The sequence below is a fragment of the Arthrobacter sp. H35-D1 genome (genome assembly GCF_030063185.1).
In the GTDB taxonomy this organism is placed as follows: Bacteria; Actinomycetota; Actinomycetes; order Actinomycetales; family Micrococcaceae; genus Specibacter.
Genome location: NZ_JASISP010000004.1, coordinates 42,852 through 67,657 on the forward strand (window position 1 = coordinate 42,852; position 24,806 = coordinate 67,657).

At 61.6% G+C, this 24,806-nt stretch carries 22 protein-coding genes, 1 other RNA gene and 1 pseudogene; 18 read left to right on the plus strand and 6 right to left on the minus strand.

Features of this window, described 5'->3' with window-relative positions:
* A partial coding sequence (locus QMG25_RS06975) for a GH25 family lysozyme (protein WP_283458646.1) occupies nucleotides 1-2,451 on the minus strand: 2,451 nt, incomplete at its 3' end.
* A gap of 262 nt (nucleotides 2,452-2,713) precedes the next feature.
* Here QMG25_RS06975 and galE point away from each other — a divergent pair.
* The gene (gene galE, locus QMG25_RS06980; RefSeq protein WP_283458648.1) at nucleotides 2,714-3,727 is read left to right on the plus strand and encodes a UDP-glucose 4-epimerase GalE; all 1,014 of its coding nucleotides are present in this window, start codon (nucleotides 2,714-2,716) and stop codon (nucleotides 3,725-3,727) included.
* Nucleotides 3,728-3,836: 109 nt separating this feature from the next.
* Here galE and QMG25_RS06985 read toward each other — a convergent pair whose 3' ends face one another.
* Complete coding sequence (locus QMG25_RS06985) at nucleotides 3,837-5,018, minus strand: polysaccharide pyruvyl transferase family protein (protein WP_283458650.1); 1,182 nt, start codon at nucleotides 5,016-5,018, stop codon at nucleotides 3,837-3,839.
* 231 nt (nucleotides 5,019-5,249) lie between these two features.
* Here QMG25_RS06985 and QMG25_RS06990 point away from each other — a divergent pair, with 231 nt between their 5' ends.
* From QMG25_RS06990 to ssrA, 15 genes and pseudogenes are all read left to right on the plus strand, one after another.
* A complete protein-coding gene (locus tag QMG25_RS06990; RefSeq protein ID WP_283458652.1) occupies nucleotides 5,250-6,473 on the plus strand; it encodes a TadA family conjugal transfer-associated ATPase in 1,224 nt (407 codons plus the stop codon).
* The gene (locus tag QMG25_RS06995; RefSeq protein WP_283458654.1) at nucleotides 6,473-7,327 is read left to right on the plus strand and encodes a type II secretion system F family protein; all 855 of its coding nucleotides are present in this window, start codon (nucleotides 6,473-6,475) and stop codon (nucleotides 7,325-7,327) included. Before QMG25_RS06990 ends, QMG25_RS06995 begins: the two co-directional genes overlap by 1 nt.
* Nucleotides 7,324-8,262 carry a type II secretion system F family protein gene (locus QMG25_RS07000; protein ID WP_349307114.1) on the plus strand — a complete coding sequence of 313 codons (939 nt, stop codon included), beginning with the start codon at nucleotides 7,324-7,326 and terminating at the stop codon, nucleotides 8,260-8,262. Before QMG25_RS06995 ends, QMG25_RS07000 begins: the two co-directional genes overlap by 4 nt.
* Nucleotides 8,263-8,334: 72 nt before the next feature.
* Nucleotides 8,335-8,622 (plus strand): hypothetical protein, encoded by a 288-nt coding sequence (locus QMG25_RS07005; protein ID WP_283459003.1) that lies wholly within the window; start codon nucleotides 8,335-8,337, stop codon nucleotides 8,620-8,622.
* 185 nt (nucleotides 8,623-8,807) lie between these two features.
* Nucleotides 8,808-9,125, plus strand: coding sequence for a TadE/TadG family type IV pilus assembly protein (locus QMG25_RS07010; RefSeq protein ID WP_502866364.1), 318 nt, complete (start codon nucleotides 8,808-8,810; stop codon nucleotides 9,123-9,125).
* Entirely contained in the window at nucleotides 9,106-9,636 is a 531-nt protein-coding gene (locus QMG25_RS07015; protein ID WP_283458656.1) for a hypothetical protein, read from the plus strand. Before QMG25_RS07010 ends, QMG25_RS07015 begins: the two co-directional genes overlap by 20 nt.
* Nucleotides 9,633-10,118, plus strand: a complete 486-nt coding sequence (locus tag QMG25_RS07020) for a pilus assembly protein TadG-related protein (RefSeq protein WP_283458658.1) — start codon at nucleotides 9,633-9,635, stop codon at nucleotides 10,116-10,118. Before QMG25_RS07015 ends, QMG25_RS07020 begins: the two co-directional genes overlap by 4 nt.
* 56 nt (nucleotides 10,119-10,174) lie before the next feature.
* Nucleotides 10,175-11,293, plus strand: a complete 1,119-nt coding sequence (gene prfB / locus QMG25_RS07025; protein WP_283458660.1) for a peptide chain release factor 2 — start codon at nucleotides 10,175-10,177, stop codon at nucleotides 11,291-11,293.
* A gap of 451 nt (nucleotides 11,294-11,744) precedes the next feature.
* Nucleotides 11,745-12,410: a VanW family protein gene (locus tag QMG25_RS07030; RefSeq protein ID WP_283458664.1), complete on the plus strand. Its 666-nt coding sequence runs from the start codon at nucleotides 11,745-11,747 to the stop codon at nucleotides 12,408-12,410.
* A 430-nt stretch (nucleotides 12,411-12,840) separates the two neighbouring features.
* A pseudogene (ftsE, locus tag QMG25_RS07035) lies at nucleotides 12,841-13,584 on the plus strand (cell division ATP-binding protein FtsE); the annotation flags it as partial.
* 224 nt (nucleotides 13,585-13,808) lie between these two features.
* The gene (ftsX, locus tag QMG25_RS07040; RefSeq protein WP_283458667.1) at nucleotides 13,809-14,723 is read left to right on the plus strand and encodes a permease-like cell division protein FtsX; all 915 of its coding nucleotides are present in this window, start codon (nucleotides 13,809-13,811) and stop codon (nucleotides 14,721-14,723) included.
* A gap of 148 nt (nucleotides 14,724-14,871) precedes the next feature.
* Nucleotides 14,872-16,350 carry a peptidoglycan DD-metalloendopeptidase family protein gene (locus QMG25_RS07045; RefSeq protein ID WP_502866367.1) on the plus strand — a complete coding sequence of 493 codons (1,479 nt, stop codon included), beginning with the start codon at nucleotides 14,872-14,874 and terminating at the stop codon, nucleotides 16,348-16,350.
* Between the two features lie 117 nt (nucleotides 16,351-16,467).
* Nucleotides 16,468-16,941 carry an SsrA-binding protein SmpB gene (gene smpB, locus QMG25_RS07050; protein ID WP_283458669.1) on the plus strand — a complete coding sequence of 158 codons (474 nt, stop codon included), beginning with the start codon at nucleotides 16,468-16,470 and terminating at the stop codon, nucleotides 16,939-16,941.
* Nucleotides 16,942-17,022: 81 nt separating this feature from the next.
* The gene (locus QMG25_RS07055) at nucleotides 17,023-18,333 is read left to right on the plus strand and encodes a glycoside hydrolase family 3 N-terminal domain-containing protein (RefSeq protein ID WP_283458979.1); all 1,311 of its coding nucleotides are present in this window, start codon (nucleotides 17,023-17,025) and stop codon (nucleotides 18,331-18,333) included.
* A gap of 117 nt (nucleotides 18,334-18,450) precedes the next feature.
* Nucleotides 18,451-18,817, plus strand: a transfer-messenger RNA (tmRNA) gene (gene ssrA / locus QMG25_RS07060).
* Between the two features lie 60 nt (nucleotides 18,818-18,877).
* Here ssrA and QMG25_RS07065 read toward each other — a convergent pair.
* From QMG25_RS07065 to QMG25_RS07080, 4 genes are all read right to left on the minus strand, one after another.
* Nucleotides 18,878-20,275 carry an L-serine ammonia-lyase gene (locus QMG25_RS07065; protein WP_283458671.1) on the minus strand — a complete coding sequence of 466 codons (1,398 nt, stop codon included), beginning with the start codon at nucleotides 20,273-20,275 and terminating at the stop codon, nucleotides 18,878-18,880.
* 259 nt (nucleotides 20,276-20,534) lie between these two features.
* Nucleotides 20,535-21,245, minus strand: a complete 711-nt coding sequence (locus tag QMG25_RS07070) for a hypothetical protein (RefSeq protein ID WP_283458672.1) — start codon at nucleotides 21,243-21,245, stop codon at nucleotides 20,535-20,537.
* Nucleotides 21,242-21,976 (minus strand): hypothetical protein, encoded by a 735-nt coding sequence (locus tag QMG25_RS07075; RefSeq protein ID WP_283458675.1) that lies wholly within the window; start codon nucleotides 21,974-21,976, stop codon nucleotides 21,242-21,244. Before QMG25_RS07075 ends, QMG25_RS07070 begins: the two co-directional genes overlap by 4 nt.
* Nucleotides 21,977-22,081: 105 nt before the next feature.
* The gene (locus QMG25_RS07080) at nucleotides 22,082-22,474 is read right to left on the minus strand and encodes a DUF5997 family protein (RefSeq protein ID WP_283458678.1); all 393 of its coding nucleotides are present in this window, start codon (nucleotides 22,472-22,474) and stop codon (nucleotides 22,082-22,084) included.
* 290 nt (nucleotides 22,475-22,764) lie between these two features.
* On the opposite strand from QMG25_RS07080, the gene QMG25_RS07085 reads away from it, so the two are divergent.
* Both QMG25_RS07085 and QMG25_RS07090 read left to right on the plus strand, forming a co-directional pair.
* A complete protein-coding gene (locus QMG25_RS07085; protein ID WP_283458680.1) occupies nucleotides 22,765-23,064 on the plus strand; it encodes a DUF4193 domain-containing protein in 300 nt (99 codons plus the stop codon).
* Nucleotides 23,065-23,125: 61 nt separating this feature from the next.
* Nucleotides 23,126-24,802 (plus strand): AMP-binding protein, encoded by a 1,677-nt coding sequence (locus QMG25_RS07090; protein WP_283458682.1) that lies wholly within the window; start codon nucleotides 23,126-23,128, stop codon nucleotides 24,800-24,802.
* Nucleotides 24,803-24,806 lie beyond the last annotated feature (4 nt).

Sequence of the window (24,806 nt, forward strand, 5' to 3'; positions counted from 1 at the left end):
CTTTTTGAGTTTGGCCAGGACGTTGTTGCTGACTGTGGTGGGTCCGCCGAGAATGATGATTCTTTGTGGTTTTAGTCGGGTGAGTTCTGCTCTGATGGCATCTGGCAGGACGTTGGTGGCTGTGAGGAGAACGGGGCTGCCGTTGGCGCCTGCTGCGGCTGATCCGGAGAGGGCATCGGTGTAGATGGCGCCGCTGGCGATGTAGGCGGTCTTCGTGCCGGGTGTGAATGTTGATTTTGAAACTGCGGCGGAGACAGCGTAGCGGTCCTTGCCATCAATCCTGGCCACTGCTGGTCGGGGAACGACAGCATTGCTTGCTTTCGATGCGGGTGACGCTCCAGCCGGGTTGAAGGCCACGGCTTTCATGATGTACGAGGTTCCGTTGGTCAACCTTGTCAGTGCGCATGAGCCCTTGGCCGCAGCTATAACGCAACTTGCTGCACCGGGGCTTGCTGTCACCTTGATGGATGTGGCCTGGGAACTTCCAACTGGAGCCGAAACTGTCACTTTAGCTCGACGGTCGCCGGCGACAGCCTTCGGAGCAGGAGGGGACAAGGGTTTCTGGAGCAGGTTGATGTTCTCGCCACCGGCAATCAGGTAGCTGCTCCAACCGGTGCCGATGTTCTGGGCGCTGCCGAAGTTTGATTTGCCGGGAACCGGAAGGTAGCTGAGTGCGCCGGACTTCGTTCGGCGGATGAGACCGGCGGAGCCGGAATGGGTAAAGTCACTGTAAACGGAGATGCTGGTGAAGGCGTTCCATCCGGAGCCGATTTTTTTGCGCGGCTCGTTGACAAGCGACCCAGACCCGTTTGAGCGGGAGAGCCGCAGTGCGCCATCCGGGTACTGCCCCAGAACGTCCTGCTTGCCGTCGCCGTCAAAGTCGACCATGGTCAAGTTGATGCCGTTCCATCCCCGGGCGATCAACGCAGGCGACCCGAGACCCTTGCCGGAGGCGTTGGACCATCGGTGCAGATCTCCCGTGGAGCTGCGCGTGAGAATCTGCGGGTACCGGCTGGTGTTGAGCCAGTACCCAAGAGTGACGTGCTTGTTGTCCCATCCGGATGCAGCAAGGGTCGTGGGGGAATTGAACCCGCCGTTTGCCTTGCCCAAGTAGACGGACAGGCTCCCCGACTTTCGCTGAGCCACAAGGTCGAGAACGCCATCGGCATTCCAATCGATAGCCTGAATGGAGCGCATGCCAAGCCAGCCCTGTCCTATCTGTTTTCTGGCACCGAAGGAGCCCGTTCTGGAGGCTGGGTAGTTCCATAGTGCCCCCGCGCTGTCTGCGGCCACCAGATCTGCAGGCGAAGTGATTGAAGGAGTCGGAAGCGGTACAGGATTGCTGCCGGAGCCGGATTTCGCGAACGTCTTCAGGCTTGCCAGGGTGCCGTTCCAAACGTTCGAATCACCGGCAAACGGGCCGTTGTCGCTGTATTGCCAGAAATTCCAGTCTTTCCATCCACCCGGAACCCACGGCGAGGAGGCGCCGTACGCTGCAATGTGGAGTGCTTGGTTGCTGAATTCCTTGGAGTCGGCAGTGCATTCCTGCCACCAGTAGTAATTGGTGTAGATCATGGGCACGCGCCCTGTTTTCGCCATAACCCTGTTGGAGAAGTCCCTGATCCACGTCACCATGGCTGCAGGAGTCTTGTTGTAGCAATTGGCGCCGTAGGGGTTGTTTTCAATGTCCAGCAGCGGCGGCAGTGTTGAGCCGTTGGCTGTCCACTTCCCGCCGTTGTCAACGAAGTGATCTGCTTGGGAAACGGCGGAGGATTGGTCCGGCCGGGCGAAGTGGTAGGCACCATGGAGCATCCCCACAGCCTTGGCTCCGGCCAAGTGCGAGGTGCGGGAGGCATCGACAAAGTTATTGCCCTCGGTAGCCTTGGCATAGACGAAACGGGCACCCTTTGACCATTGGGTGCTCCAGTTGACTTGGCTCTTCGAATGGGTTGCGGCATCTGCCTGCCATCCGCTGACATCCATGCCCTGCACCCCGGCCGGAGAGGCAAGTGGACTAGCAATCTTGGAGCTGCCGGACTTGTCAATGAGTTCGGACATGGCAATCGGTCCACTGGATTCGATGCCAAGCGCCTCTTTTGCGGCGCCCTGGCCCATGAAGGCGCCGGCGCCCACAATGTCCGGGATGATCTCTGATTCCTCGGTTGGCGGTGTTGATTCAGTGGCGGCAATTTCCGGCGCCGGGACAGATGGATCTGCGGCCATTGATGGCGACGTTGCCGGATCTGCGGGACCGGCAGGATCGGCAGGATCCACATCCACTGGCTCGAGCGGCTCAAATTCCTCGGCCGCTGGCACTGGTGCCGGTTCAAGCCCCTCGGCTGTCGGAGCTGTTGTCTGCAGCGGATCTGCCGTCTGCAACTTGGTTTCCGCATGCCCGGGCGCAATGCCCAAGGATGCAACCAAGGACAACGCCAGTACGCCGGCTGCCATCAACTTTCCCGAATATCCAAGCAGAGTACTGGATTGACCATGGGAAAGCGTGGACCGAGACAGTGACATATAGGGACTCCGGGCGTTGGGATAATGGGAAGTTGTTGTCCGCCGTAAGCAACCCAGGACTACAAATTGTGAAAGGCGCGAACTGCAACAGCATACTATCGCTTTGTCTAGTGTGATGAGAGCGACCCGATCGAGGAAATCGCAGGGGAGCTGCAATTCCGGGCCTTGGCCGTGGCCCTATAAGGTGGATTGCATGAAGGTTTTGGTGACCGGCGGCGCCGGCTATATAGGTTCACATACTGTGCTTTGCCTGCTGGAAGCCGGGCACGACGTCGTCGTGCTTGACAATCTGGCGAACTCCTCGGCGGAATCGCTGCAGCGGGTTGAAGAACTTGCCGGCAAGCACCCAACGTTCATCAAGCTTGACTTGCTTGACGCCGCCGGTGTCGACGCCCTGTTTGCACGAGAAGACATTGACGCTGTCATTCACTTTGCCGGTCTCAAGGCTGTTGGCGAATCGGTGGCGGAGCCCCTGCGCTACTACCAAAACAACATCATTGGCACACTGAATCTGCTCGCCTCCATGGACAAGCACGGCGTGCGCACTATCGTGTTCAGTTCTTCCGCGACCGTCTACGGCGCCAGCGAGGAAGTGCCGCTGATTGAAAAGATGCCGTTGGATGCAACCAATCCGTATGGCCGCACCAAGGAGCAGGTCGAGGACATCCTGACCGACTTGGGTGCGGCGGACCCGACGTGGCGCGTTGCGCTGCTGCGGTACTTCAACCCTGTCGGTGCCCACGAATCCGGCCGTATCGGCGAGGACCCCACAGGTGTGCCCAACAACCTGTTGCCTTTCGTGGCCCAAGTTGCCGTTGGCCGCCGTGACAAGGTCATGGTGTTCGGCAACGACTATCCCACTCCCGACGGCACGGGCGTTCGGGACTACATCCACGTGATGGACCTGGCAGCCGGCCACCTGGCTGCACTGGACTACCTGCCCGAGCACCAGGGAGTGTTTCGCTGGAACCTTGGCACAGGCAACGGATCGTCCGTTTTGGAAGTCATCCAGGCCTTTGGCGAAGCCGCAGGCAAGCCTGTGCCATTCGAATTTGCGCCGCGCCGGGCGGGCGATGCAGCCGTGAGCTATGCCGATGCTTCGGCGGCCCTGGCCGACCTTGGCTGGTCTGCCCACCGCAATCTCGCGCAGATGTGTGAAGACCACTGGCGCTGGCAGCGTGAAAACCCCAAGGGCTACACTGCCTGATATTGGAGACGGCTTGATAGTGGGCAAGTTGTGCCATGGGGCAGCAGTGGGCGGCCCCCAACTTTGGTGTTGGGGGCCGTTTTTTTAAGGGCTGGTCACGGCTGCCCAGTCAGGAACTGATGCGGCGCTTAACCGAGCGCAGCAGGCTCTGACCCAGGGTGCTGCTGCCCTCGGCCCATGATGGCACCGGGTAGAGCATGTTTGCTTCGGCCAGTTTGCGCTCCACCAAGGAATCAAGATTCTGGTTCAACGTGTTGGCGGCGGGAGCTGAGGCCTCCCCGCCCACTGACACATGGCTCCAACCCGAGCCCAGATCCTGTACGGACTTGTGCTTGATGTCGTAGTACCCGGCCTTGGCGCCAATCACAGTACCTGTTGCCCCTGCTGCAGCGGCGAGCAGATGAAAATGAAAACGGGTGGTCAGCCATTCCTGGTTGGGAGACAGGGGAAGCCCGTTGGCCCAAATCACTGAGAAAGGGATGAAATTTGCTTCCGGGATCAGGTCTTCGAGTTGGTCGAATGCTGCTCGGTCGACGCCGGGAATGGCTTCGAAATAGTAGACACTTTTACCGGCGTCGACGGCCTTCTGGATATGTTCGCGGGCAAAAGCCACTGCCTTGTCAAAATAGCCATCGTCGACGGTGTCGCTTTGGATGCAAACACAGAGGCTGTTTGCAGCCAGCGAATTCCGGCCAATTTCAGCTGGTGCACCGAGGAATGCATCATCGATTCCTTGCGTCATGCCAAAGGCACTGGTGCTTTCCGCATCCCTGGCGCTGGCATAGTCGAACTTGTGGAACAACGAATCAGCGGCTGTGGTTCCGTCATCCAAAAACGGCATGAGTCCCAAGCCGGTGGCCAACAGTCGGGCCCCCGTCAACTCCCGCACGGCTTGCATGCCGGCAATGAGGCCATAGTGCTGGGGCCACAGGCTGTTCACATATCCACCGCCCAAAAGGTGCAACGAGCCAGCTTGGCGGAGCTGCAGCAGTCCCAGATCGTATCTGGGAGAGCCCAAGTTCTTGACCAGATCGGCGACATGGGTGGACATCTCGGCAGTGGGAAATGCTGCAGCATCGCGCACTGCCCGCCAGAGCGTGTCGGTGACGCGCAATTTGGGATGGAGCTCGGCGAAGAGTGACTGGGCTATTCCGGGCTCGGGACAGTCCAAATAGACTTCTGTTTCGGGGTGGGCCTTGGCGAGGTGCTTTAGCCATGATGCAGCAATAAACTCATCACCAAAATTCGGATTTCCTGATGGGGCAATGAGATATATTGGGCGCATAGTCATCCGAAAAGACTAGCCCACGGCATGTCTTATGTTCGGATGTTTCAACGGGTAGACCAGCCGATATTGTGAGGTTGGGAACATGTCTTGGTGAATTATTCCGAACGCCACGTCCACCGTCAGTCACTGAGTTATCCACAGATGGCATATTGCCTCTGGCGCGTCACGCCCTACCCGGTCTAAGCTCCTGAACACATGGAAGACGAACACCGCAAAGGGGCGGAAGTGGTCTGATTGGATGCATTTGCACTGCTCGAGGATGAAGTCCGGGAACTCATCCGCCGTAAAGGCCTTGACCCGCTCAGGCAGGGTGCCGAAGTGCGGGCACTGGTCGAGGACGCCGTCAATGACTACGGTGAGCGCTCATTGCTGGGCGCAGTGCCAACCCTCGCGGCAGGGGAGGACATCAAGCGGCACGTGTTCAACACGGTGGCCGGTTTCGGTGCACTTCAGCCGCTCCTGGACGACCCCGACATTGAGGAAATCTGGCTCAACGCCCCGAACCAGGTATTTGTGGCCCGACACGGGGAATCGGAGCTGACCGACCTGGTTTTCACGGAACAGCAGGTCCGCGACCTCGTCGAGCGCATGCTCAAGAGTTCGGGTCGCAGGCTCGATTTGAGCAGCCCTTTCGTGGACGCCGCGCTTCCGGACGGCAGTCGACTGCATGTGGTGATCCCGGACATCACCCAAAGTCACTGGGCCGTGAATATCCGCAAGTTCACGGCCCGTGCCAGCCGCCTGGACCACTTGGTCGAGTTGGGTTCGCTCACCCCGCAGGCCGCAAGGTTCCTCGGTGCAGCCGTCAGCAGCGGGCTGAACATCTTGGTTTCAGGCGCCACCCAGGCAGGGAAAACCACGCTGCTCAATTGCTTGGCCGCAGGCATCGGTTCCCGCGAACGTGTGGTGACCGTGGAGGAGATATTTGAGCTCAAGCTGCCGCTGCGCGACGTTGTGGGGCTGCAGTGCCGCCAGCCCAACCTCGAGGGGGCGGGTGAAATTCCCTTGCGGCGCCTTGTCAAGGAGGCACTGAGGATGCGCCCGGACCGCCTCATCGTGGGCGAGGTGCGCGAAGCTGAGAGCCTTGACATGCTCATAGCGCTCAACAGTGGTTTGCCGGGCATGGCGAGCGTCCATGCCAACTCGGCGCATGATGCCGTCGTGAAGATTTGCACGCTGCCGCTGCTGGCCGGCGAAAACATCACCGCAGCGTTCGTCGTGCCCACAGTCGCAGCGTGCATCGACCTGGTGGTCCACTGTGTCAGGTCTCCCAACGGAAAACGCAGCATCGGTCAGATTCTGGGGCTGGGCAGCCGCGTGGAAAACGGCATCATAGAATCGGGATTGGTTTTCAGCACCATCGGCGGACAGTTGACAGCCTCTGAAACGGCCATGCCCGCGCCGGACAAGTTCGCCGCAGCAGGCTACAACGTGGCCTCACTCATGGCGGACTCCTGATGTCGGCCGCAGTGGGACTGCTTGCCGGCATGGGCCTGTTCCTGATCTGGAACGCATGTTGGAGCGAGCCCGCCCGCCGGTCTTCGGGCGGTAAGAGCAGCAGAATTGAACGGCTGTTGCAGCGGGCGGGCGTCCCCCACGTCACCCCGGTCTCCCTGGTGTTCAGCGCTGCCGGGCTGGCCCTGCTCGTGGCCGTTGCGACCCTTGTCGTCACGGGTGCGCCCGCCATTGCACTGTGCTTTGGCTTGTTCAGCGGCTACGTCCCCTTTGCCCTTCTGAACATGCGTGCACGACGCCGGACCGCCGCCATGCGTGAACTCTGGCCTGACGTGGTGGACCACTTGCGCTCAGCCATTCGGGCCGGGCTGTCCCTGCCCGAGGCCCTCGCACAGCTGGGGACCAAGGGGCCGGTGCAGCTGCGGGACCAGTTCCGTGCCTTCGGCGCCGACTACCGGGCCAGCGGCCACTTTGAGGGCGCCTTGCAAAAGCTTAAGGCCGCTTTGGCCGACCCCGTGTCCGACAGGATCGTTGAAGCGCTGCGACTCACCAGGGACGTGGGTGGCTCCGATCTTGGCAAACTGCTCGGCACGCTTTCGGAGTTCCTGCGGGACCACGCCCGTACCCGCAGCGAGCTTGAGGCGCGGCAGTCCTGGACGGTGAACGCTGCACGGCTTGCTGTGGCTGCGCCCTGGATTGTGCTGTTGCTCATGGCCACTCGGCCCGAAGCGATCGGTGCCTACAATTCTCCCGCCGGATGGGCTGTGCTGGGCGGCGGGCTGCTGATCTCCGTTGTTTGCTACCGGATCATGTTGCGCATAGGTGCCCTGCCTGAAGAGATGCGGGTGCTGCAATGATGGGGAACCTTGTTGCTGTGGCCGCCGTCGGACTTGTCCTGGGGACGGGCTTGTGGCTGGTCTTCACAGGGTTGCCGGTGATGCGCAGGCCCAGCTTTGCCCAGCGCGTTGAGCCGCAGCTGCGCTCGGCAGCCAGCCGTTCCAAACTTCTGGATCAGGATGAAACCCCCGCATTGTTCGGGCCGTTGGAAAGGATCTTCCGGCTGGTCCTCTCCGACGCCGTCCACTGGTTGGGCCGGTTCAACATCAGCGTCCACGGCCTGACCGCCCGGCTCGAACAGGCAGGGCGCAGTGAGACCGCCCTGGAATTTCGCGCTGTCCAGCTTCTGTGCGCCGGCGCCGGGCTATTGGCAGGGTTGTTGTTCGCACTGTTCATGCTGTGGCAGGGAAACATCAACGTCATGGGGGCAGTGGCACTCACCTTGGCTCCCATGCTGGGCGGCTACCTGCTGTACGACCACCAGCTTGGGGCCAGGATCCGGCGCAGGCAGAGGCTCATGCTGGCTGAGTTTCCGGCGCTAGCGGAGCTCATGGCCTTGGCCGTGGGGGCAGGGGAGAGTGCTGCCAGCGCGCTGGACAGGGTGGCACGTTCCTCCAACGGGGTGCTATCGGCTGAATTTGGCAAGGTTCTGGCCCAAACCCGCACGGGCACCCCGCTGGTGGAGGCACTGAACGATTTTTCAGTACGGGTCAACGTGGCGGCACTGTCACGTTTCGTCGACGGGATCAGCGTCGCCGTCAATCGGGGCACGCCCTTGGCAGAGGTGCTCCGGGCACAGGCGCAGGACGTGCGCGACGTGGCCAAGCGGGAACTGATGGAGTCCGCAGGCCGCAAGGAAATCGCCATGATGGTCCCGCTGATTTTTGGCGTCCTGCCGCTCACCGTTATTTTTGCCGTCTTCCCCGGCCTGGCCCTGCTGCAGTTTGGCTTTTAGATGCACGCACCCGGGGGTATGAAAACAGATCATCACAGAAACACGCACACCACCACTTGGAGGGAAAGCACCATGGACATCACAAACAAAATGTTGGCACTGGCATTGGGGCTACACATTGCGTTCAAACAACGGTTGGGACAGCTGTGCCAAAGCGCGGAGACACGGTGGCGGGGAAATCTTCCGGGCCTGTTTCCCGGGGTGGCGCTGCGCCCGGCCACGGACAGGAGCAGGGGAGACGTGCCGGGTTGGGTCCTCATTACTTTGATGAGTGCCGTGCTCGTGGCCGGGCTGCTGGCCATAGCCGGCCCCGCCTTGGAGCGGCTGTTCAACCAGGCCATGGAACAAGTCCAACCGTAGGCATCGTGGCAACCATAAAAGGCATTTTGCCCAGGTTCGGTGCCGGTCGACTGCCCGGGCCTGGGTGGGATCGCCGCCTTCCCGGCCGCCTTGCTCGGCACCGTCCCCGCCACCGAGCGGTGCCCGCAGCGGGTGTCCGGGACGCGGGCGCCGCGGTGGTGGATTTTGTTCTGGTTGGAGCGTTGGTGACGGTGATCTTTGTGGCGCTGATCCAGTTGGCATTGGCGCTGCACGTGCGCAATACGGTTGCTGATGCTGCCTCCTCCGCCGCTCGCTACGGGGCGCTGGGGGACAGGACTGCGGCTGACGCCCAAGCCCGAGCCACGATGCTGGTGGCCACGGCACTGGGACCGAACTATGTCCAGGATGTCGCGGCGAGCGTGCAAACGCAGGACGGGTTGGCCGTTATCACGGTGTCCATCCGGGCGCCCCTGCCTGTCCTTGGACTTCTTGGCCCGGCGCGCACCTTGGAGATGACGGGCCATGCTGTCATCACCAAGTAGGAAAAAGTTCGTTGAGTGCGTTCAGGGCCCCGGACTGCGCGGGGAGCCACCGGGGACTGATGCGATCCACGGGGAAGATTTGGATCATGGGCCGGACAACGGGCTGGAGCGAGGCAGCGCCATAGTCGAATTTATCTTCCTTGCAGTGCTGCTCATGGTTCCCGTGGCGTACCTGATCCTGACGGTTGGCCAAGTCCAGGGTGGAGCCTATGCAGTGGTGGGTGCCGCAGACCAAGCGGCCAAGGTGTTCGTTCTGCACAAGGACCTGCCCGCCGCCCAGCAAGCCGCCGAACAAGCTGTCCAGTTGGCTGTTGAAGACATGGGATTTGACGCGGCCAACGCGGAACTCAGCATCAGCTGCGATGGCGGCTGCTTCACCGCCGGTGCCACGGTCAAGGCTCGCGTGGAGCTCCGCGTAGAACTGCCCCTGGTGGCAGCGCTGCCGGGCATCAACGCCACGGCAGCCACTGTCGACGCCACGGCGGCGCAAAAAGTGGGCCGCTTCAAATGAGGATCCACGCTGTGCCGCGACACCGGGCTCCAACTCGCCAAAAGGACCAAGCACGCCAAGAGGACGGCCATGTCATGGTGCTGCTCATCGGCTATGTCCTGCTGGCACTGTTGGTGGTGACGGTGGTGGCCGCAGCAGGAAGCCTTTACCTGGGCCAAAAACGGCTGTTCTCCATCGCCGACAGTGCTGCGCTCGCAGCCGCAGACACCTTTGAGCTCAACGGCGGCAGCACCGGCAGCGACCCTGGAACGTTGCTCACCCGCCACGGTGTCCTTGCCGCAGCCCAGGTCTACTTGGCCGGCATTGAAACCCCCGACTCACTGAGCAACGTTGTCCTTGACCCGTCCACCGGGACGGGGGACGGAAGAACAGCGCATGTGGGCGTGAGCGCCGTCGTGCATCCGGTGTTCATCAACTTTCTCGTGCCCGAAGGGATCCCCATCAGCGTGACAAGCACGGCGCGCGCCAACCTCGTGTTGTGAGGGAACCGAGCCGTTCCGCCGTCATTATGCCCGCGCATGCCGTAGGCTTGAATATCATGGCAGAGATCGACTTTCCCGCAGAACTTCGGGCGCTACGCGCCACCTACACCTCGATTGAGCAAGTATCCGAGGTGGCCAAACTCATGGAAGACATCGAGGACTTGTCGGAACAGGCCGGCTCGCCCAACCTGTGGGATGACCCCGCCGCCGCCCAAAAGGTCACCTCCAAGCTCAGCCATGCCCAGTCCAAACTGGAGAAGCTGCGTACTTTGGAGTCCCGGATCGACGACCTCGAGGTCCTCGTGGAGCTGGCGCAGGAAGAGGGCGACGCCGACTCCCTCGCCGAAGCTGCCAAGGAGCTTCCCGGGCTGCAAAAGTCCTTGGAGGACCTGGAGATCGTGACACTGCTGGCGGGGGAGTACGACGAGCGAGAGGCCGTCATCACCATCCGTTCCGGTGCCGGCGGAGTGGATGCTGCCGACTTCGCCCAGATGCTGCTGCGCATGTACCTGCGCTGGGCCGAACGCAACGGCTACCCGACGTCCGTGCTGGACACGTCCTACGCCGAAGAGGCGGGGCTGAAGTCCGCAACGTTTGAAGTCAAGGCGCCGTACGCTTTTGGCACGCTGAGCGTGGAGGCAGGCACCCACCGCCTGGTGCGCATCAGCCCCTTCGACAACCAGGGCCGCCGCCAGACGTCCTTTGCCGCAGTGGAGGTCATCCCGCTCATCGAGTCCACCGACAGCATTGACATCCCGGACAACGACATCCGGGTTGACGTGTTCCGGTCCTCCGGCCCCGGCGGCCAGTCGGTGAACACCACCGACTCCGCCGTGCGCCTGACCCACCTGCCCACCGGCACGGTGGTGTCGATGCAGAACGAAAAATCGCAGATCCAGAACCGTGCCGCGGCCATGCGCGTGCTGCAGTCGCGGCTGCTGCTTTTGAAAAAGGCCGAGGAAGACGCCACCAAGAAGGCCATGGCCGGGGATGTGAAGGCGTCGTGGGGCGACCAGATGCGTTCCTACGTGCTAAACCCGTATCAAATGGTCAAGGACTTGCGCACCGAGCACGAGGTGGGCAACGCCGCGTCCGTGCTTGACGGGGAGATCGACGACTTTATTGACGCCGGCATTCGCTGGCGTGCAGACCAGCGCAACGCCGCCAAGGAGTAACCACCGGGTTCCCCGGCAGCCAAGGTTGCCGTACACCTGACCATGATTCGTAGTTGGGGGCCCATGTTGTCGCTCCAAATGAAGGGTCACAGGCCGTGCAATGGACCACATTGTGCGGCGATTCGACACAATTGTGCGGCGATTCGACACAATTGTGCTGGAGCCGTTGACAAGCCACGATGGAATGTAGTGTGTTTTGCACGGCAAACGCAGTCCCAGCGCTGATGGGGACTTTCTGCTGGGGGCCGCAGAGGAAGGACACCACTTGGGGCGGAAACTATTTGGGGACATTTCCCCGCTGACATATGCCATTGCGGTAAAACGTCAAGTCCTCCAGCGCACGCTTAACGATTTTTTGAAGCGGACAAGGCTTTCGACAACGCGCGACACACACGATCTCCCTGTCGTTGTGTACAGGCACAATTCCCTGATTCGCCGGAAGCTTGGGGACGTGAACCTCGCCTTGCAGGAAAACAAGGCCGTGAGCTTGGGGTTGGCCGCGCCACACATTGACGGGATCCTGATCCGCCCAGGCGAGACCTTCTCATTCTGGAAGATGGTGGGGCCGTGCACCGTGGCGAAGGGGTATCGGACAGGGCTGACCATCAACAACAACGGACCTGCCTCAGGGGTCGGGGGCGGGCTGTGCCAGTTCACGAATCTGCTGCACTGGATGGTGTTGCACAGTCCGATGGAAATAGTGGAACATCACCATCACGGAGAAATTGACCTGTTTCCCGATTTCAACAGGCAAATCCCTTTTGGCACGGGAACCTCCGTTGTGTACAACTATTTGGACTACCGTGTGCACAATCCCACGGAGAACACTTTCCAGTTCCGCATTGCCGTCACCGATGACCACTTGCGCGGAGAGTTGCGGGCAGTGGAGGCATTGGGCGTCAAGTACCATGTCAAGGAACGCGAGTCGTACTTCCAGGAAGTGGGCAATGAGGTCTACCGGCGGAACACGGTTTATCGCAGCGTCCGGGACAAACGGACCGGGAATGAGACTGCCAATGAACTCGTTGTCCGCAACAACGCCAAGGTTTTGTATGACAGGGCACTGATCAATGCCCCGATTCGCAAGGATCAAGGCACGTTCCCGGCTGTTGACTGACGGTGGTCCGCCCAGGGGAGGGGACTCAGGGGTCCACTGCGTGCCAAACAGGCGGCTTGATTCGTGCGGAAGTGGCCACCCCCGGCCGCAAAGAGACGCCGCACTGGCCAGTTGGCCCCGGTAACACGGATTTTCGGCTTGGTTGCTGCGAGTTGGCCCCGTTCCCAACGCCAGTGCCCGGGGACCGACTCGAGGTGCCCCCGTTCCCGCCGGCCATGGACGGCAGTGGCACCGGCACGGCCACGCAAATGCCAACGCGTGGGGGAAATCCGCGGATTCACAGGAAACCCGGCCCGTCGACACACCGGCACGGAAGCAGCAATCACCGGTCGCTGCGCCTATAGTCGTTAAGCTGGTGGTTTCTTCCCCCGAGCCCCTGCCCGGCCGTCAGCTTCCCGGCGTGATCCGCCGGACGGGCAATGAAAAAGTCATGATTCGTTTTGAAAATGTGAGCATTGCTTACGATCGCAAGTCCCAGCCTGCGCTCGATGACGTTTCCATCGATGTCCAGCGCGGCGAGTTCGTGTTCCTTGTCGGCTCCTCGGGATCAGGGAAGTCAACCATGCTTCGCCTGGTGCTGCGCGAGTACAAGACCCCGCACGGGCAGATTTACGTTGCGGGACAGAATGTGGCCAATGTGCCCAGCTGGCGAGTGCCCAAGTTCCGCCGCGGCATTGGCGTGGTTTTCCAGGACTTCCGCCTCATCCAAACCAAGACTGTTTTTGCCAACGTCGCCTACGCCATGCAGGTCCTGGGCAAGTCCCGTGCCGCCATTCGTGCCGAGGTTCCGCGCGTGCTTGAGCTCGTTGGCCTGGCCGACAAGGGGCGCCGCTTGCCCACCGAGCTCTCCGGCGGTGAGCAGCAGCGCGTCGCCATTGCCCGCGCGATCGTCAACCAGCCGGGCATTCTGTTGGCCGACGAGCCCACCGGAAACCTTGACCCGATCACCAGCGCCGGCATCATGGACATCTTGGACAAGATCAATCAAAACGGCACCACCGTGGTGATGGCCACCCACGACGACGACATCGTCAACACCATGCGCAAGCGTGTCATTGAGCTCCAGCACGGCAAGGTTGTGCGCGACGAGGCCATGGCCCAGTACACCTCCATGATTCCGATCGTTCCGACGGCCGGAGGGCAGTCCGCCGTCGGCCCTGCAGAGAAGCCCGACGCCGAACCCCAGACCCGCCGCCAGCGCGCCGTCAGTGTGGCGGAAGCTGGCGACGGTGCAGCGAGCGAGGGGGAAGCCGGCAACGTGGAGCCAAGCGAGCGGGCAGCAAGCGAGGCCGCGGAAGAGTCCATGCCGCCGCGGCTGGAACGCAGGCGGGCCCGTGAAGCGCCGCTGGGCGGGGAATCGAACACAAGCACCGAGAATTTGATGAATGAGGACCAAAAGTGAGACTTGCTTTCATTATGAGCGAGTTGGGCAGCGGCCTGCGCCGCAACCTGACAATGGTCATTTCGGTGATCCTGGTGACCTTTGTGTCGTTGACGTTTGTTGGTGCCGCCGGGCTGTTGCAGATGCAGATTGGCCAACTCAAGGGTTTTTGGTACGACAAGGTCCAGGTCACCATTTACCTGTGCAACGATGTTCCGGCCAACACCAACTGCATTGCAGGCCCGGTGAACGCGGAGCAAAAGAAGACCATCGAAGGACTCCTGGAATCCGAAGCCGTCAAGCCCTACATCGAGGCGTGGAGCTTTGAAAGCCAGGATGAGGCGTTGGCCCACTTCCAGGAGCAGTTCACCAACTCGGCGATGGTGGATTCCGTCGAAGCCGCCAACCTGCCCTCCTCCTTCCGCATCAAGCTGACGGATCCGGAGAAGTACCAGATCATCAACGAGACGTTCTCGGCCACCCCGGGGGTCGATTCGGTGGTGGATCAACGCACCGTCCTTGAAAAGCTGTTCTCGTGGATGAACATTGCCACGTATGTTGCCGTAAGTGTGGCCGGGCTGATGATCGTCTGCGCAGCCCTGTTGATCGCCACAACCATCAGGCTCTCGGCCCAGTCAAGAACCCGGGAAATTGAAATCATGCGCTTGGTGGGCGCCTCCCGAACAGTGATCCAGCTGCCCTTTGTGCTCGAAGGCGTCATTGCCGCCACCATCGGGGCGCTGCTGGCCTCCGGCGCGGTGTGGGCCATTGTGCAGTTCTTCATGGGCGGGTATTTGGCTGAATCCAATTCCGGAACTCCATTTATTTCCACCTCCGACGCCTTCGTCATTTACCCCGTGTTGGTCTTGTTGGGCGTGGTGCTCGCGGGGGTTGCTTCGGCAGTTTCTTTGCGAAAAAACCTGAAAGTGTAAGCTTGGTAAGGGCCGTGTTGCGCATGGGGCCTCTGTGACTGGTGTTCTCAAGCCGCCTTGGCGGCAAACTTTGAAGGAGTTCTACGGCATGAATTCGAAATCAAGCGGGGGAATTGGATCCGTGAAATCCCCCCGGCTTGGGCAAACCATGCCCGCCGTTCCATCAGCGGCACCGCCCCAGGCGCTCCGTGGGGCCCGTCCGTTGGGCCGCCGCATGACGGCAGTTGTGGCTGCCGCTCTGGCCTTCGGGCTGTTGGGCATTGTGCCGGCCGCCCAGGCAGACGATTTGAACGACAAGGCCACCGCCCTTGAGCAGCAGGCCAACGAGGTGGAGTCATCGCTGGAGTTTGTCGATGCCGGCATCGCCAAGTCGGCCGCCGACCTTGTCATGTTCCAAGGCCAGCTGCCAGGCGCCCAAGCAGCCCTGGTCGATGCCCAAAATCGGGTTAGTTCAGCCACCGGTGAAGTGAATGCCCTTGGTGCCAGGATTGACCTGGCCCAGCAGAGTAAAGACAAGATCACAACCCAAATTGCCGACGACGCCGAGCAGGCCACAGAAACCAAGGCCTTGATCGGACAGATTGCCGCCCAGTCCTACAAAGCCGGCGGGCTGCCGGTAAACCTGACGCTGATTCTCGGTGCCGAATCCACCGGCGACCTTGCCGACTCCATCGACCTGGCCGAACAGGCGCTGCGCAGCCAAACCGCAGCACTGGACAAGTTGACTGCACAGAAGGCCACGAATCAAAATGCGCAAGCGCGCTTGGTCGCCGTGGAAGCGGAGATCAAAGACCTGAAGCAGCAGGCGGATGCTGCGCTTGTCGCCGAACAGGTGGCCCGCGACGCGGCTGCCACGCAAAAAGCCGCGGTGGACAAGCTCGTCAGCGACTCTGCCGCGCTGAACGCGAAGCTTGAGGCTGACAAGCCGAAGATTCAGAAGAAGCTCAAGGCAGTCCAGGTCCAGCAGGATTCCGTGGCCGCACAGATCGCCGAGATCCAGCGCAAGGAACGTGCTGCTGCTGCAGCAGCTGCCAAGGCTGAAGCCGAGCGCGTCGCCCGCGAACAGGCGGCTGCCCAAGCTGCCGCGGATGCTGCCGCCAAAAACAATGCGAACAACAACGGCGGTGGCGGCGGTTACGTTCCCCCTGCGTATGTGCCGCCGCCGTACGTGCCGCCGGCTCCCGGGAACGTTTCCGGCTTTGGTTTGCAGCACCCGTTTGCCGCCAACATTCCTATCACCTCCCCGTTTGTGCGCAATCGCCCCGTGCCTGCCGGAACAGCCGACTTCAACGGCACCGGCTTCTACGACCACACCGGCGTTGACTTTGGTGCCCCCTGCGGCACTCCCGTCTACGCCCCGGCCGATGGCACCGTGACCCTCGCCGGACAGACCAATGTTGTGTTTGGCGGAGGCAATGTGTTGTGGATCAGTCATGGAGTGGTCCAGGGCAATGCGTTGTTGACCGTTTTCTACCACAACTCCTCAGTGTTGGTTTCACAAGGACAGAGCGTCAAGCGCGGACAGCTTGTCGCGTACTCCGGCAGCACCGGAAACTCCACCGGCTGCCACGCCCACTTTGAAACCTGGCTCAACGGCACCCCCGTGGACCCCATGGGCCTGCTCTAATCCCTTGCTAAACTAAGGGCTTGTGTCGTGGAATTTCCCCGGCACAAGCCCTCAGTTTTTCCAGCATCCCGGCAGCAATCATTTTGCTGCCGCGGCAAACAAAAAAGGAGTCGTACCGTGCCCAAAGAAAGTGGCCGGAAAGTGGTGGCCACCAATCGCAAGGCCCGGCATGATTACCACATCATGGACACCTACGAGGCCGGCCTGGTGTTGATGGGCACGGAAGTAAAGTCGCTGCGTGAAGGCCGGGCCTCAGTAGTGGATGGCTTTGCCACCTTCTACAACGACGAGCTTTGGCTTGAAGCCGTCTACATCCCCGAATATCTCAATGGCAGCTGGACGAACCACACCGCACGCCGCCGTCGCAAACTGCTGCTCCACCGCGAAGAGCTGGAGAAGATTGCCAGCAAGACGCGTGAATCGGGGTTCACCATTGTGCCGCTGCAGCTGTACTTCCTGGATGGCCGGGCCAAAGTTGAGATCGCCATTGCCCGAGGCAAGAAGGACTACGACAAGCGCCAGTCCCTCCGCGAGAAGCAAGACAACCGCGAGGCACTGCGCGCCATGCGAGAGAAGAACCGCGGCGGCTAGGACTATTAGGCATAGACAAGGCGCCCTGGCCAGTGGCGAGGCCCGGGCTGGCAGTTGGGTTGGCAAAGGAGGCAGGCTGTGATGGTGCAGAAACGCAGACGCTGGGGGGTGCTCGTGGCCGCCGTTGCGGCAGCCGCCTTGGTGGCCGTGTTCATGGTGGTGCTCGGCAACAACCGCGGCCCGTCGCCCGCGGCAGGACCCGGCAGCTCCGCCCCCGCCACGTCCGGTGCCACCACAGCCTCCCCTTCCCCACCGGCTTCCTCTCCAAGCACGACGTCGGCCCAGCCTCCCAGCGCAAGCCCGGCTCCGGCGTCGTCCGCACCGGGCGGAGGAAAAGGCAGCGACTCGGTGGCAAAGGCCAAGCTGGCAGCGATGACGTTGGAGCAAAAAGTGGGCCAGGTGCTGATGGTGTCCTCGCCGGTGACAGGGGCTGATGCCAACTCGCTGTACGCCCTTGACACCCTGCAAGTGGGCAATGTGTTCATGAAGGGGCGCAGCGAAGCCGGTGTGGCGGGTATTTCCGCCGAGGTGGGCTCGGTTGCCGGACACGTCTCCGTGGCCCGCACAGCCGGGGTGCGGCCGTTTGTGGCAACCGACCAAGAGGGCGGCTTCGTGCAGATCATGCGAGGACCGGGCTTTTCCGAGCTGCCCCAGGCCATTGTGCAGGGACAACTTCCGGTGCCTGCGCTGCTGGCGGATGCCACGGACTGGGGCCAACAATTGGCCGACGCTGGTGTCAACGTCAACCTGGCACCTGTCCTGGACACTGTGCCGAGTGCTGAATTTGCACCGCAGAACGCACCGATCGGCGCCTTTGGCCGGGAGTACGGGTACACACCCGCAGCCGTGTCCAGCCATGGCATCGCCTTTGCCGAAGGAATGGCGGCGGCCGGTGTTGGCGCCACTGTGAAGCACTTCCCGGGGTTGGGGCGCGTTACGGGGAACACGGACGTCTCAGCCGGGGTGGTCGATGACACCACTGTCCGCAACGACCCCTACATTGCACCGTTCCGCGATGCCGTGAAGGCGGGAGTGCCGTGGCTGATGATCTCCAATGCTTCTTACCCGCTGATCGACCCCAACGCCATGGCCCCGTTTTCCCCCGTGATTGTGCACGACATGGTGCGCGGGGACCTCGGCTTCAAGGGCATTGTTGTCAGCGATGACATTTGCGACGCCGTGCAGGTTTCGGCGGTGCCCGTGTCCAAACGCGGTGTGGAGTTCATCGCCGCCGGCGGAACCATGGCGCTGTGCACCAATCAAGCGTTGCTGCCGCAGCTGTATCAGGGGATGGTGGAAGCCGCGCAGAATGACACCGCCTTTGCCAAGCAGGTGGATGCTGCGGCGCTGTTGGTGCTGGTGTCCAAGGCTGCCGGCGGGCTCATCGACTAGGATCCGCCGTCGGGTTTTCCTACGGTGGGGAATAATTACTGCCGCGGATGCGCTAGAATGGACAGACCACGAACAGTTTTCCAACAGGTGGCTGGGCGTGGGTTTGAAAAAACAATAGGGGATGATCGGTTTCGACGGTGTTAGTCGAGACAGGTGAAGCGGGTCGAGGATACAGGGTTATCTCGTTAACGATCTCTGTAAAACAATAAGTGCTGAATCAAATCGCACTGACTTCGCTCTTGCTGCCTAAGCAGTAAGACAGTCCGTCAGCCCGGGAATGCTCTCGTCCCGGATCCTGGCGTCATTTAGAGGGCCACTGCTCTAAGTTCTTGTTGTAGGCGCTTAGGGGACTCTTATACAACTGGGCCTGGCAGCTACTTGTTTGCGAGATAGCTGGGGCCGAGAAAAACCGCTGCAAACTGCACCCGGAGAAGACCTGACAACACAACATCGGACGGGAGTTCAATTCTCCCCATCTCCACATCCCTATTGGGACCCGTTCCCCGCCCTGGCGGCGGGGAACCGGTCCTTTTTTATGCCGTTTTCAGCACTCCACGACGTTGACGGCGAGCCCGCCCATGGCTGTTTCCTTGTACTTGGAACTCATGTCGCGTCCGGTTTCGCGCATCGTGACGATGACTTGATCGAGGGAGACCCTGTGCTGCCCGTCGCCCCACAACGCCATTTTTGCGGCGTTGATGGCCTTGGCCGCGGCAATGGCGTTGCGTTCGATGCACGGAATCTGCACGAGTCCGCCGATGGGATCGCACGTCAGGCCCAGATTGTGCTCCATGGCAATCTCCGCCGCATTTTCCACCTGTTCCGGAGTGCCTCCCATAACCTCCGCAAGTCCGGCAGCCGCCATCGACGACGCCGAACCCACCTCGCCCTGGCACCCCACTTCCGCGCCGGAAATGGAGGCTTGCTCCTTGTACAGCACGCCCACGGCGCCGGCAGCGAGCAGGAACTTGACCACGACGTCGTCCTTTTCCTGCTGCGATGCCGTCGCCATGCCGTCGGTGTAGTGGGTGGCGTAAAACATGACCGCCGGGATGATGCCTGCCGCCCCGTTGGTGGGGGCGGTGACCACCCTGCCGCCGGAGGCATTTTCCTCATTCACGGCCAGGGCCACCAGATTGACCCATTCCTGCCAGAACCGGGGATCCCTGTCGGGGTCCTCTTGCTGCAGGCGTGCATGCCAGCCCGGGGCTCTGCGCCGAACCAACAAGCCCCCGGGCAGCAATCCCGAGCGCTGCAGGCTGGAGTTTTTGCACTCTGCCATGACGTCGCGCAGGTGCAGCAGTCCGCTGCGGATCTCCGCGCTGTTGCGCTGAAGCAGTTCATTGGACAGCATGACCCCGCTGAAATTCTGGCCCGTCGCAGCGCAGTGGGCGAGCAATTCGGCGGACGTGGTGAAGGGGTGGGGAAGGGTGGTCTTGGACGTTTCCAGTTCGGCAACAGCGCTTTCCTCCTCGCCCTCGCGCACAATGAAGCCGCCACCCACGGAAAAGTAGGTGTCCGCGTGGACCGGATTGCCGGCGTCGTCGAGAGCCGTGAACTTCATGCCGTTGCTGTGGCGGGGCAGAATGGTCAGGGGGTGCAGGACGATGTCGTCGACGCCGTAGTCCAGCGCCATGACGCCGCCGAGCAGCAACGGTGAGCCAGCGGAAAAAGCGGCCAGCCTCGATTCCACGTCGACCGGGAGAACTGCCTCGGGTTCCCTGCCTTCCAGCCCCAGCAGGACAGCTGTCATGGTGCCGTGGCCGCGCCCCGTGGCCGCGAGCGAGCCGTAGAGGTCCACCTGTAGCGTTGCCACGCGATCCAACGCTCCGACATCGCCAAGCGCGCGCACGAACGCGGCCGCCGCGCGCATGGGCCCCACTGTGTGCGAACTGGATGGGCCGATCCCCACGGTGAACAGATCAAATACGCCGACACTCATGGCAGGGCCCTTCCAGACAATTACGGTGCAGGATTCTTCGGCGCTTGCCTGCTTCCCCATGTTACCGCGCCACCCGTGGCATCAAGATGCCGAAAGGAGGGTTAAACACTTGAGTGGTGGGTCGGTCACCAGGACCGAACCACCACTCACCCCCAAAGCTCGTGCAAAAACACGTAACAAACTTTGTTCACACAATCATTAGTATGTCAGAAGCTAATGGAATTGTGTACAGATATCGATGCTGGTGCCCGATTGTGACCTACGGGGGCCGGATTGCGTCGGGGATCGGCCTGCGGAAAAAGGACACCCAGACGATGGCAAAGCCTGCAGCGATGAACAAGATCGACCCGAACGAGGCTAGCTTCAGTACGAAGCCATCCGGGGCGGAAAGCAACCTCAGGGGCACGGTGCTGACGACCAGACAGAAACCAACGCAAAGGCTGGCTGCTGCTGCCCGGTCGATGGCCGGTCTGGTGGACAGGGCCGCCGCGGCTGTTGGCAGCACGAGACAAGCAGAGGCATATGCCGGGTAAACACTACCAAACCACATGAAAGCAGCTACCGAGGCCTGCCCACCGAATCCGCTCAATCCTGTACTTGAACCGTTCACATCCGAGAGGAAATAAGTGATTAAAATGCCCAACGAACAAGCCGTGAGGACGCTCAGTCCAATGGGGCCCCGGATGAGCTTGATGGGCAGAGGGGAGCTGTAGGCTGCTGCCACCTTGACAGACACAAGGTAGAACACCGCAAACAGACTCAAACGCAGGACGACGTTGGCAAGGTTCGCCCCGCCCAGGAGAGCGTCAATGGGCAGGTACAGCGCGGGGATGCTCAGCGCAACGCTGATTGAGGTCATTGCGAAAGCCCAAAACAAGCCCCGGTTGCGTCCCTTGAGCAACGAGGGAAAGCGCCAGGCCGTGCAGGCGATGCACGCAGCGAGCGCTATCCACTGCAAATCTGTGATCATCCCAGGTTCTCCCATACGCTTCGCACCGCTGCGGTGTCATCTTCAGAGCGTCGCAAAATTCGACCCAAGGTTTCCAAGCGCTGGGCCGCAAGCGAGACCAGCACACTGTTGGCTGTGTTCGCCAGGGCGTCTTCCCTGGCGCCCGGCGCCCATCCGGCCTCTGCGGGGGAGAGGAAACCTGTGGAGACAAGACCGTTTGTCAGACCAACACCGGCGATCCGGGCGCTCTCGACGGCAAGTTCAGCGGTGAGACGGTTGGCGCTGATTTGCGCCGACAGGTTCTGCGGCGCGATCGCGGCCTGCCTCGAAACCTTTTGCCGCAGGTCCGCGGAGTCCACGGCATCCAGCCACGCGCGGACGGAAGCCCTGTGGGGCACTGGCGACAGGTGCACGCGAATCGGCTCCGCGAGGTTGTCCGCTGCGGCACTTCGGTTCAGGATTTCTTGGAGGAGATCAACGTCTGAAATCTGGCTGAGCAGTTCGGCGGGGCTTGGCGGCTTTATTCCCGCGGCCAAATCGGTGAACTTGGGGAAAACTGTCAGGGAAGTGACCACGGGAAGATCAAGGGAGCGGCTGACAGCAGCCACTGTGGCCACTGAAACCCGCCCGCGCACCAGCTGCTGGGCCAGGGTCGAGCGCTTGATGCCCGCGGCGCGGCACACCGCTGCGTGGCTGGTGGTGCCGGCCACGCTGGAAAGCCACTGCTGGAAGAGCTTTGCCGGGACAGTCACCGCGTGTTTCCTCCTTGCTGCCGGCCGGAGCAACTGTGCCCTTGCCCGCCGGTCCGAATTTCGCCACGCCAACGCGGCTTCGTTGCATACATGCTCGTTGCCTGCCTAAGGATCCTGGGTGTCAACGATACCGCGGAACCGGCTCCCGACGCCGTCGTACTCGCTGCGACGCCAGCCGTCGGGAGGAGCAGGCAGCTCATCGTTCTCGTGGAAGTCGCAAATCACAAAAGTGAATTCCGGCCACCACTTCTTCGGACGGGCAACTTCGAGGAAATCGCAAAGGTAACAGCGCAAGTCAACCCATACAGGGCGCTTGCCGGTGAAGTTTGCCCGGGACTGTGCCAGCCACGCCGGCGGATTGGCGTCGATGGCGGCCACTTCAGCGGCACTCATGCGCGAAGGAATGCCGTTCCGAGCCGCCATTTCGGCCGGAATGTTCAAGGCTTGGGCCACCTGGCGGCGGTTGAGCGAAGAGTGTGGGGAATTGTTGTTTGCCATGTTCCTACAAGGATAGGGTGCCCGGTGGTTCGTGGCGATCCGCAGCACCGGGCCTGGGCTCACAGACCGCCGTGAAGCCACATTCGACAGCGTGAGAATCGCCACATGGGCGGTTGTTTTAGCGTGATGTTTGTAGAATTTTCGCCAGAATACACCAAAGTTGCGACGCGTATCCTATGCTGTGGGAAAACAACACGGAGTTAACAGCGCAATCCCAGCTTTCAGGGGCTATGATGAGGCGCTGAAACACCCAGCCGATACCACGAGCACCTCAGGAGTTTGAAAACCGCATGGCTACGGATTACGACGCACCCCGCAACAAAGACGAAGACCACGAGACAGAGTCGCTTCAGGCGCTGCAGGTCCAGCGTGGCGGTGCCCAGACGGCGCATATTGACGTCGAAGACTCGGACACGGCCGAAGGCACGGACCTCCCCGGCGCAGACCTCTCCAACGAGGAACTCATCATCCAGGTCATTCCGGCCCAGGACGACGAATTCACCTGTGCTTCCTGCTTTCTGGTCCGCCACCGCAGCCAAGTGGCTCGCGAGAAGAACGGACTGTCCTATTGCAAGGACTGCGAAGGCTAAACTGCGCTTAACACGGCAGCACCGTTAAACGGTGCGGCGAAACAATGCGGAGGACTGGGACATGACGGTGGATGTGCGAGAGCTCTTGGACACTTTCGCGGCGCCCGGGGCCAATGCCGCGCAGCTTTTGTGCGACCGGCACCCAGCCGGCGACACGGCCTTCACCGTCATCGCCGCCGATCTGGGCTTCGAAGACATCAGCTACGGCGAATTGCGGGAGAAGTCCATGCAGTTCGCCGCGGCCTTGACCTCGTTGGGAATCCGGCGTGGCGACCACGTTGCAACACTCATGGCCAAGTCGGCAGAGCTTGTCATCGCGCTGCTGGGCATCTGGCGTGTTGGCGCCGTCAATGTGCCGCTGTTCACCGCCTTCGCCCACGACGCCATCGATTTCAGGCTTCACGCCAGCGGTGCGCGTCTTGTCATCGCCGACGCCGACCAGCGCGGGAAGCTGCTCCCTCCCGGCGAAGTTCCCACCGATGCCTCCAGGCCGGTTGTGGTGGCCCGAGGCGAGGCCTTTGGCTACGATCTCTCGCTGGCCGAGATGGTGGCCGGCACCGGTTCCTTCGCCGGCCTTGAGCGTTTCGCAGCCGGGCAGGACGGTGCCGCCGGGCACGACGGCGGATCAGTCGCCGTGGGTGGTGCGGGCCCAATTGTGCAGCTCTTCACCTCCGGAACCACGGGCACTCCCAAGGGTGTCCCGATTCCGTTGCGTGCGGTGGCGTCCTTTGTTGGCTACCACCGCTTTGGCCTGGACGTCCGCGACGACGACGTTTTTTGGAACGTGGCAGATCCGGGGTGGGCCTACGGCCTGTACTTTGCGCTGCTGGCACCCATGGCCGCAGGCAACCGGTCGCTGCTTCTCTCGGCCGGATTCACGCCGGAACTGACATGGGCTGTCATGGAAAAATTTGGCGTGACCAACTTTGCCGCAGCACCCACCGTTTATCGGGCCCTGCGCGCTGGATCGGCTGCCGGAGAAGGGCATCTGCTCCGCCGCGCATCCAGTGCCGGTGAACCGCTGACCCCGGATGTCATCTCTTGGGGCCGCGAGGCCTTGGGGCTGGAAGTCCGGGACCACTACGGCCAAACGGAATTGGGCATGGTCGCCGGCAATGCTTGGTATGAGGGTTTCCAAGAGCCCATCCGGTCCGGTTCGATGGGGCGGCCGCTGCCCGGCTGGAACGTTGACGTGCTGGCCGTTGACAGTGACGAGCCCGCCGCGGAAGGCGAACCCGGGCGTGTTGCCGTGAACGTGCCGAAGAGCCCCTTCATGTGGTTTGAGGCCTACACCGACGCCCCTGAAAAAACCGCCGAACGCTACAGCGCCGACGGCAGTTGGTACATCACAGGCGATGCAGGGCGGCGGGATGCCGAGGGCTACATCTACTTCTCCTCGCGTGATGACGACGTCATCATCATGGCTGGTTACCGGATCGGCCCCTTCGACGTCGAATCCGTCCTTGTCACCCATGCGGCCATTGCCGAAGCCGCCGTCATCGGAACACCGGATGAAATCCGCGGCGAAGTCCTTGAAGCCTTTGTGGTGTTGCGCGATCCCGATGCTGCTTCGGCGGCCTTGGTGACGGAGTTGCAGCAATTGGTCAAGACTGGTTTCGCAGCGCACGCTTATCCGCGCCGGATCCACTTTGTTGCTGAGCTGCCCAAGACACCGAGCGGAAAAGTCCAGCGTTTTGTGCTGCGCAAGGACCGTGCGGCCATGAAAGACCTTGACTAGGAGT

What these genes read in the sequence shown, in the direction of transcription:
- galE (WP_283458648.1), top strand. Translation starts at nt 2,714, where the DNA reads ATGAAGGTTTTGGTGACCGGCGGCGCCGGCTATATAGGTTCACATACT.
- QMG25_RS06985 (WP_283458650.1), bottom strand. Translation starts at nt 5,018, where the DNA reads ATGACTATGCGCCCAATATATCTCATTGCCCCATCAGGAAATCCGAAT.
- QMG25_RS06995 (WP_283458654.1), top strand. Translation starts at nt 6,473, where the DNA reads ATGTCGGCCGCAGTGGGACTGCTTGCCGGCATGGGCCTGTTCCTGATC.
- QMG25_RS07000 (WP_349307114.1), top strand. Translation starts at nt 7,324, where the DNA reads ATGATGGGGAACCTTGTTGCTGTGGCCGCCGTCGGACTTGTCCTGGGG.
- QMG25_RS07005 (WP_283459003.1), top strand. Translation starts at nt 8,335, where the DNA reads ATGGACATCACAAACAAAATGTTGGCACTGGCATTGGGGCTACACATT.
- QMG25_RS07015 (WP_283458656.1), top strand. Translation starts at nt 9,106, where the DNA reads ATGCTGTCATCACCAAGTAGGAAAAAGTTCGTTGAGTGCGTTCAGGGC.
- QMG25_RS07020 (WP_283458658.1), top strand. Translation starts at nt 9,633, where the DNA reads ATGAGGATCCACGCTGTGCCGCGACACCGGGCTCCAACTCGCCAAAAG.
- prfB (WP_283458660.1), top strand. Translation starts at nt 10,175, where the DNA reads ATGGCAGAGATCGACTTTCCCGCAGAACTTCGGGCGCTACGCGCCACC.
- QMG25_RS07045 (WP_502866367.1), top strand. Translation starts at nt 14,872, where the DNA reads ATGCCCGCCGTTCCATCAGCGGCACCGCCCCAGGCGCTCCGTGGGGCC.
- QMG25_RS07055 (WP_283458979.1), top strand. Translation starts at nt 17,023, where the DNA reads ATGGTGCAGAAACGCAGACGCTGGGGGGTGCTCGTGGCCGCCGTTGCG.
- QMG25_RS07065 (WP_283458671.1), bottom strand. Translation starts at nt 20,275, where the DNA reads ATGAGTGTCGGCGTATTTGATCTGTTCACCGTGGGGATCGGCCCATCC.
- QMG25_RS07070 (WP_283458672.1), bottom strand. Translation starts at nt 21,245, where the DNA reads ATGATCACAGATTTGCAGTGGATAGCGCTCGCTGCGTGCATCGCCTGC.
- QMG25_RS07080 (WP_283458678.1), bottom strand. Translation starts at nt 22,474, where the DNA reads ATGGCAAACAACAATTCCCCACACTCTTCGCTCAACCGCCGCCAGGTG.
- QMG25_RS07085 (WP_283458680.1), top strand. Translation starts at nt 22,765, where the DNA reads ATGGCTACGGATTACGACGCACCCCGCAACAAAGACGAAGACCACGAG.
- QMG25_RS07090 (WP_283458682.1), top strand. Translation starts at nt 23,126, where the DNA reads ATGACGGTGGATGTGCGAGAGCTCTTGGACACTTTCGCGGCGCCCGGG.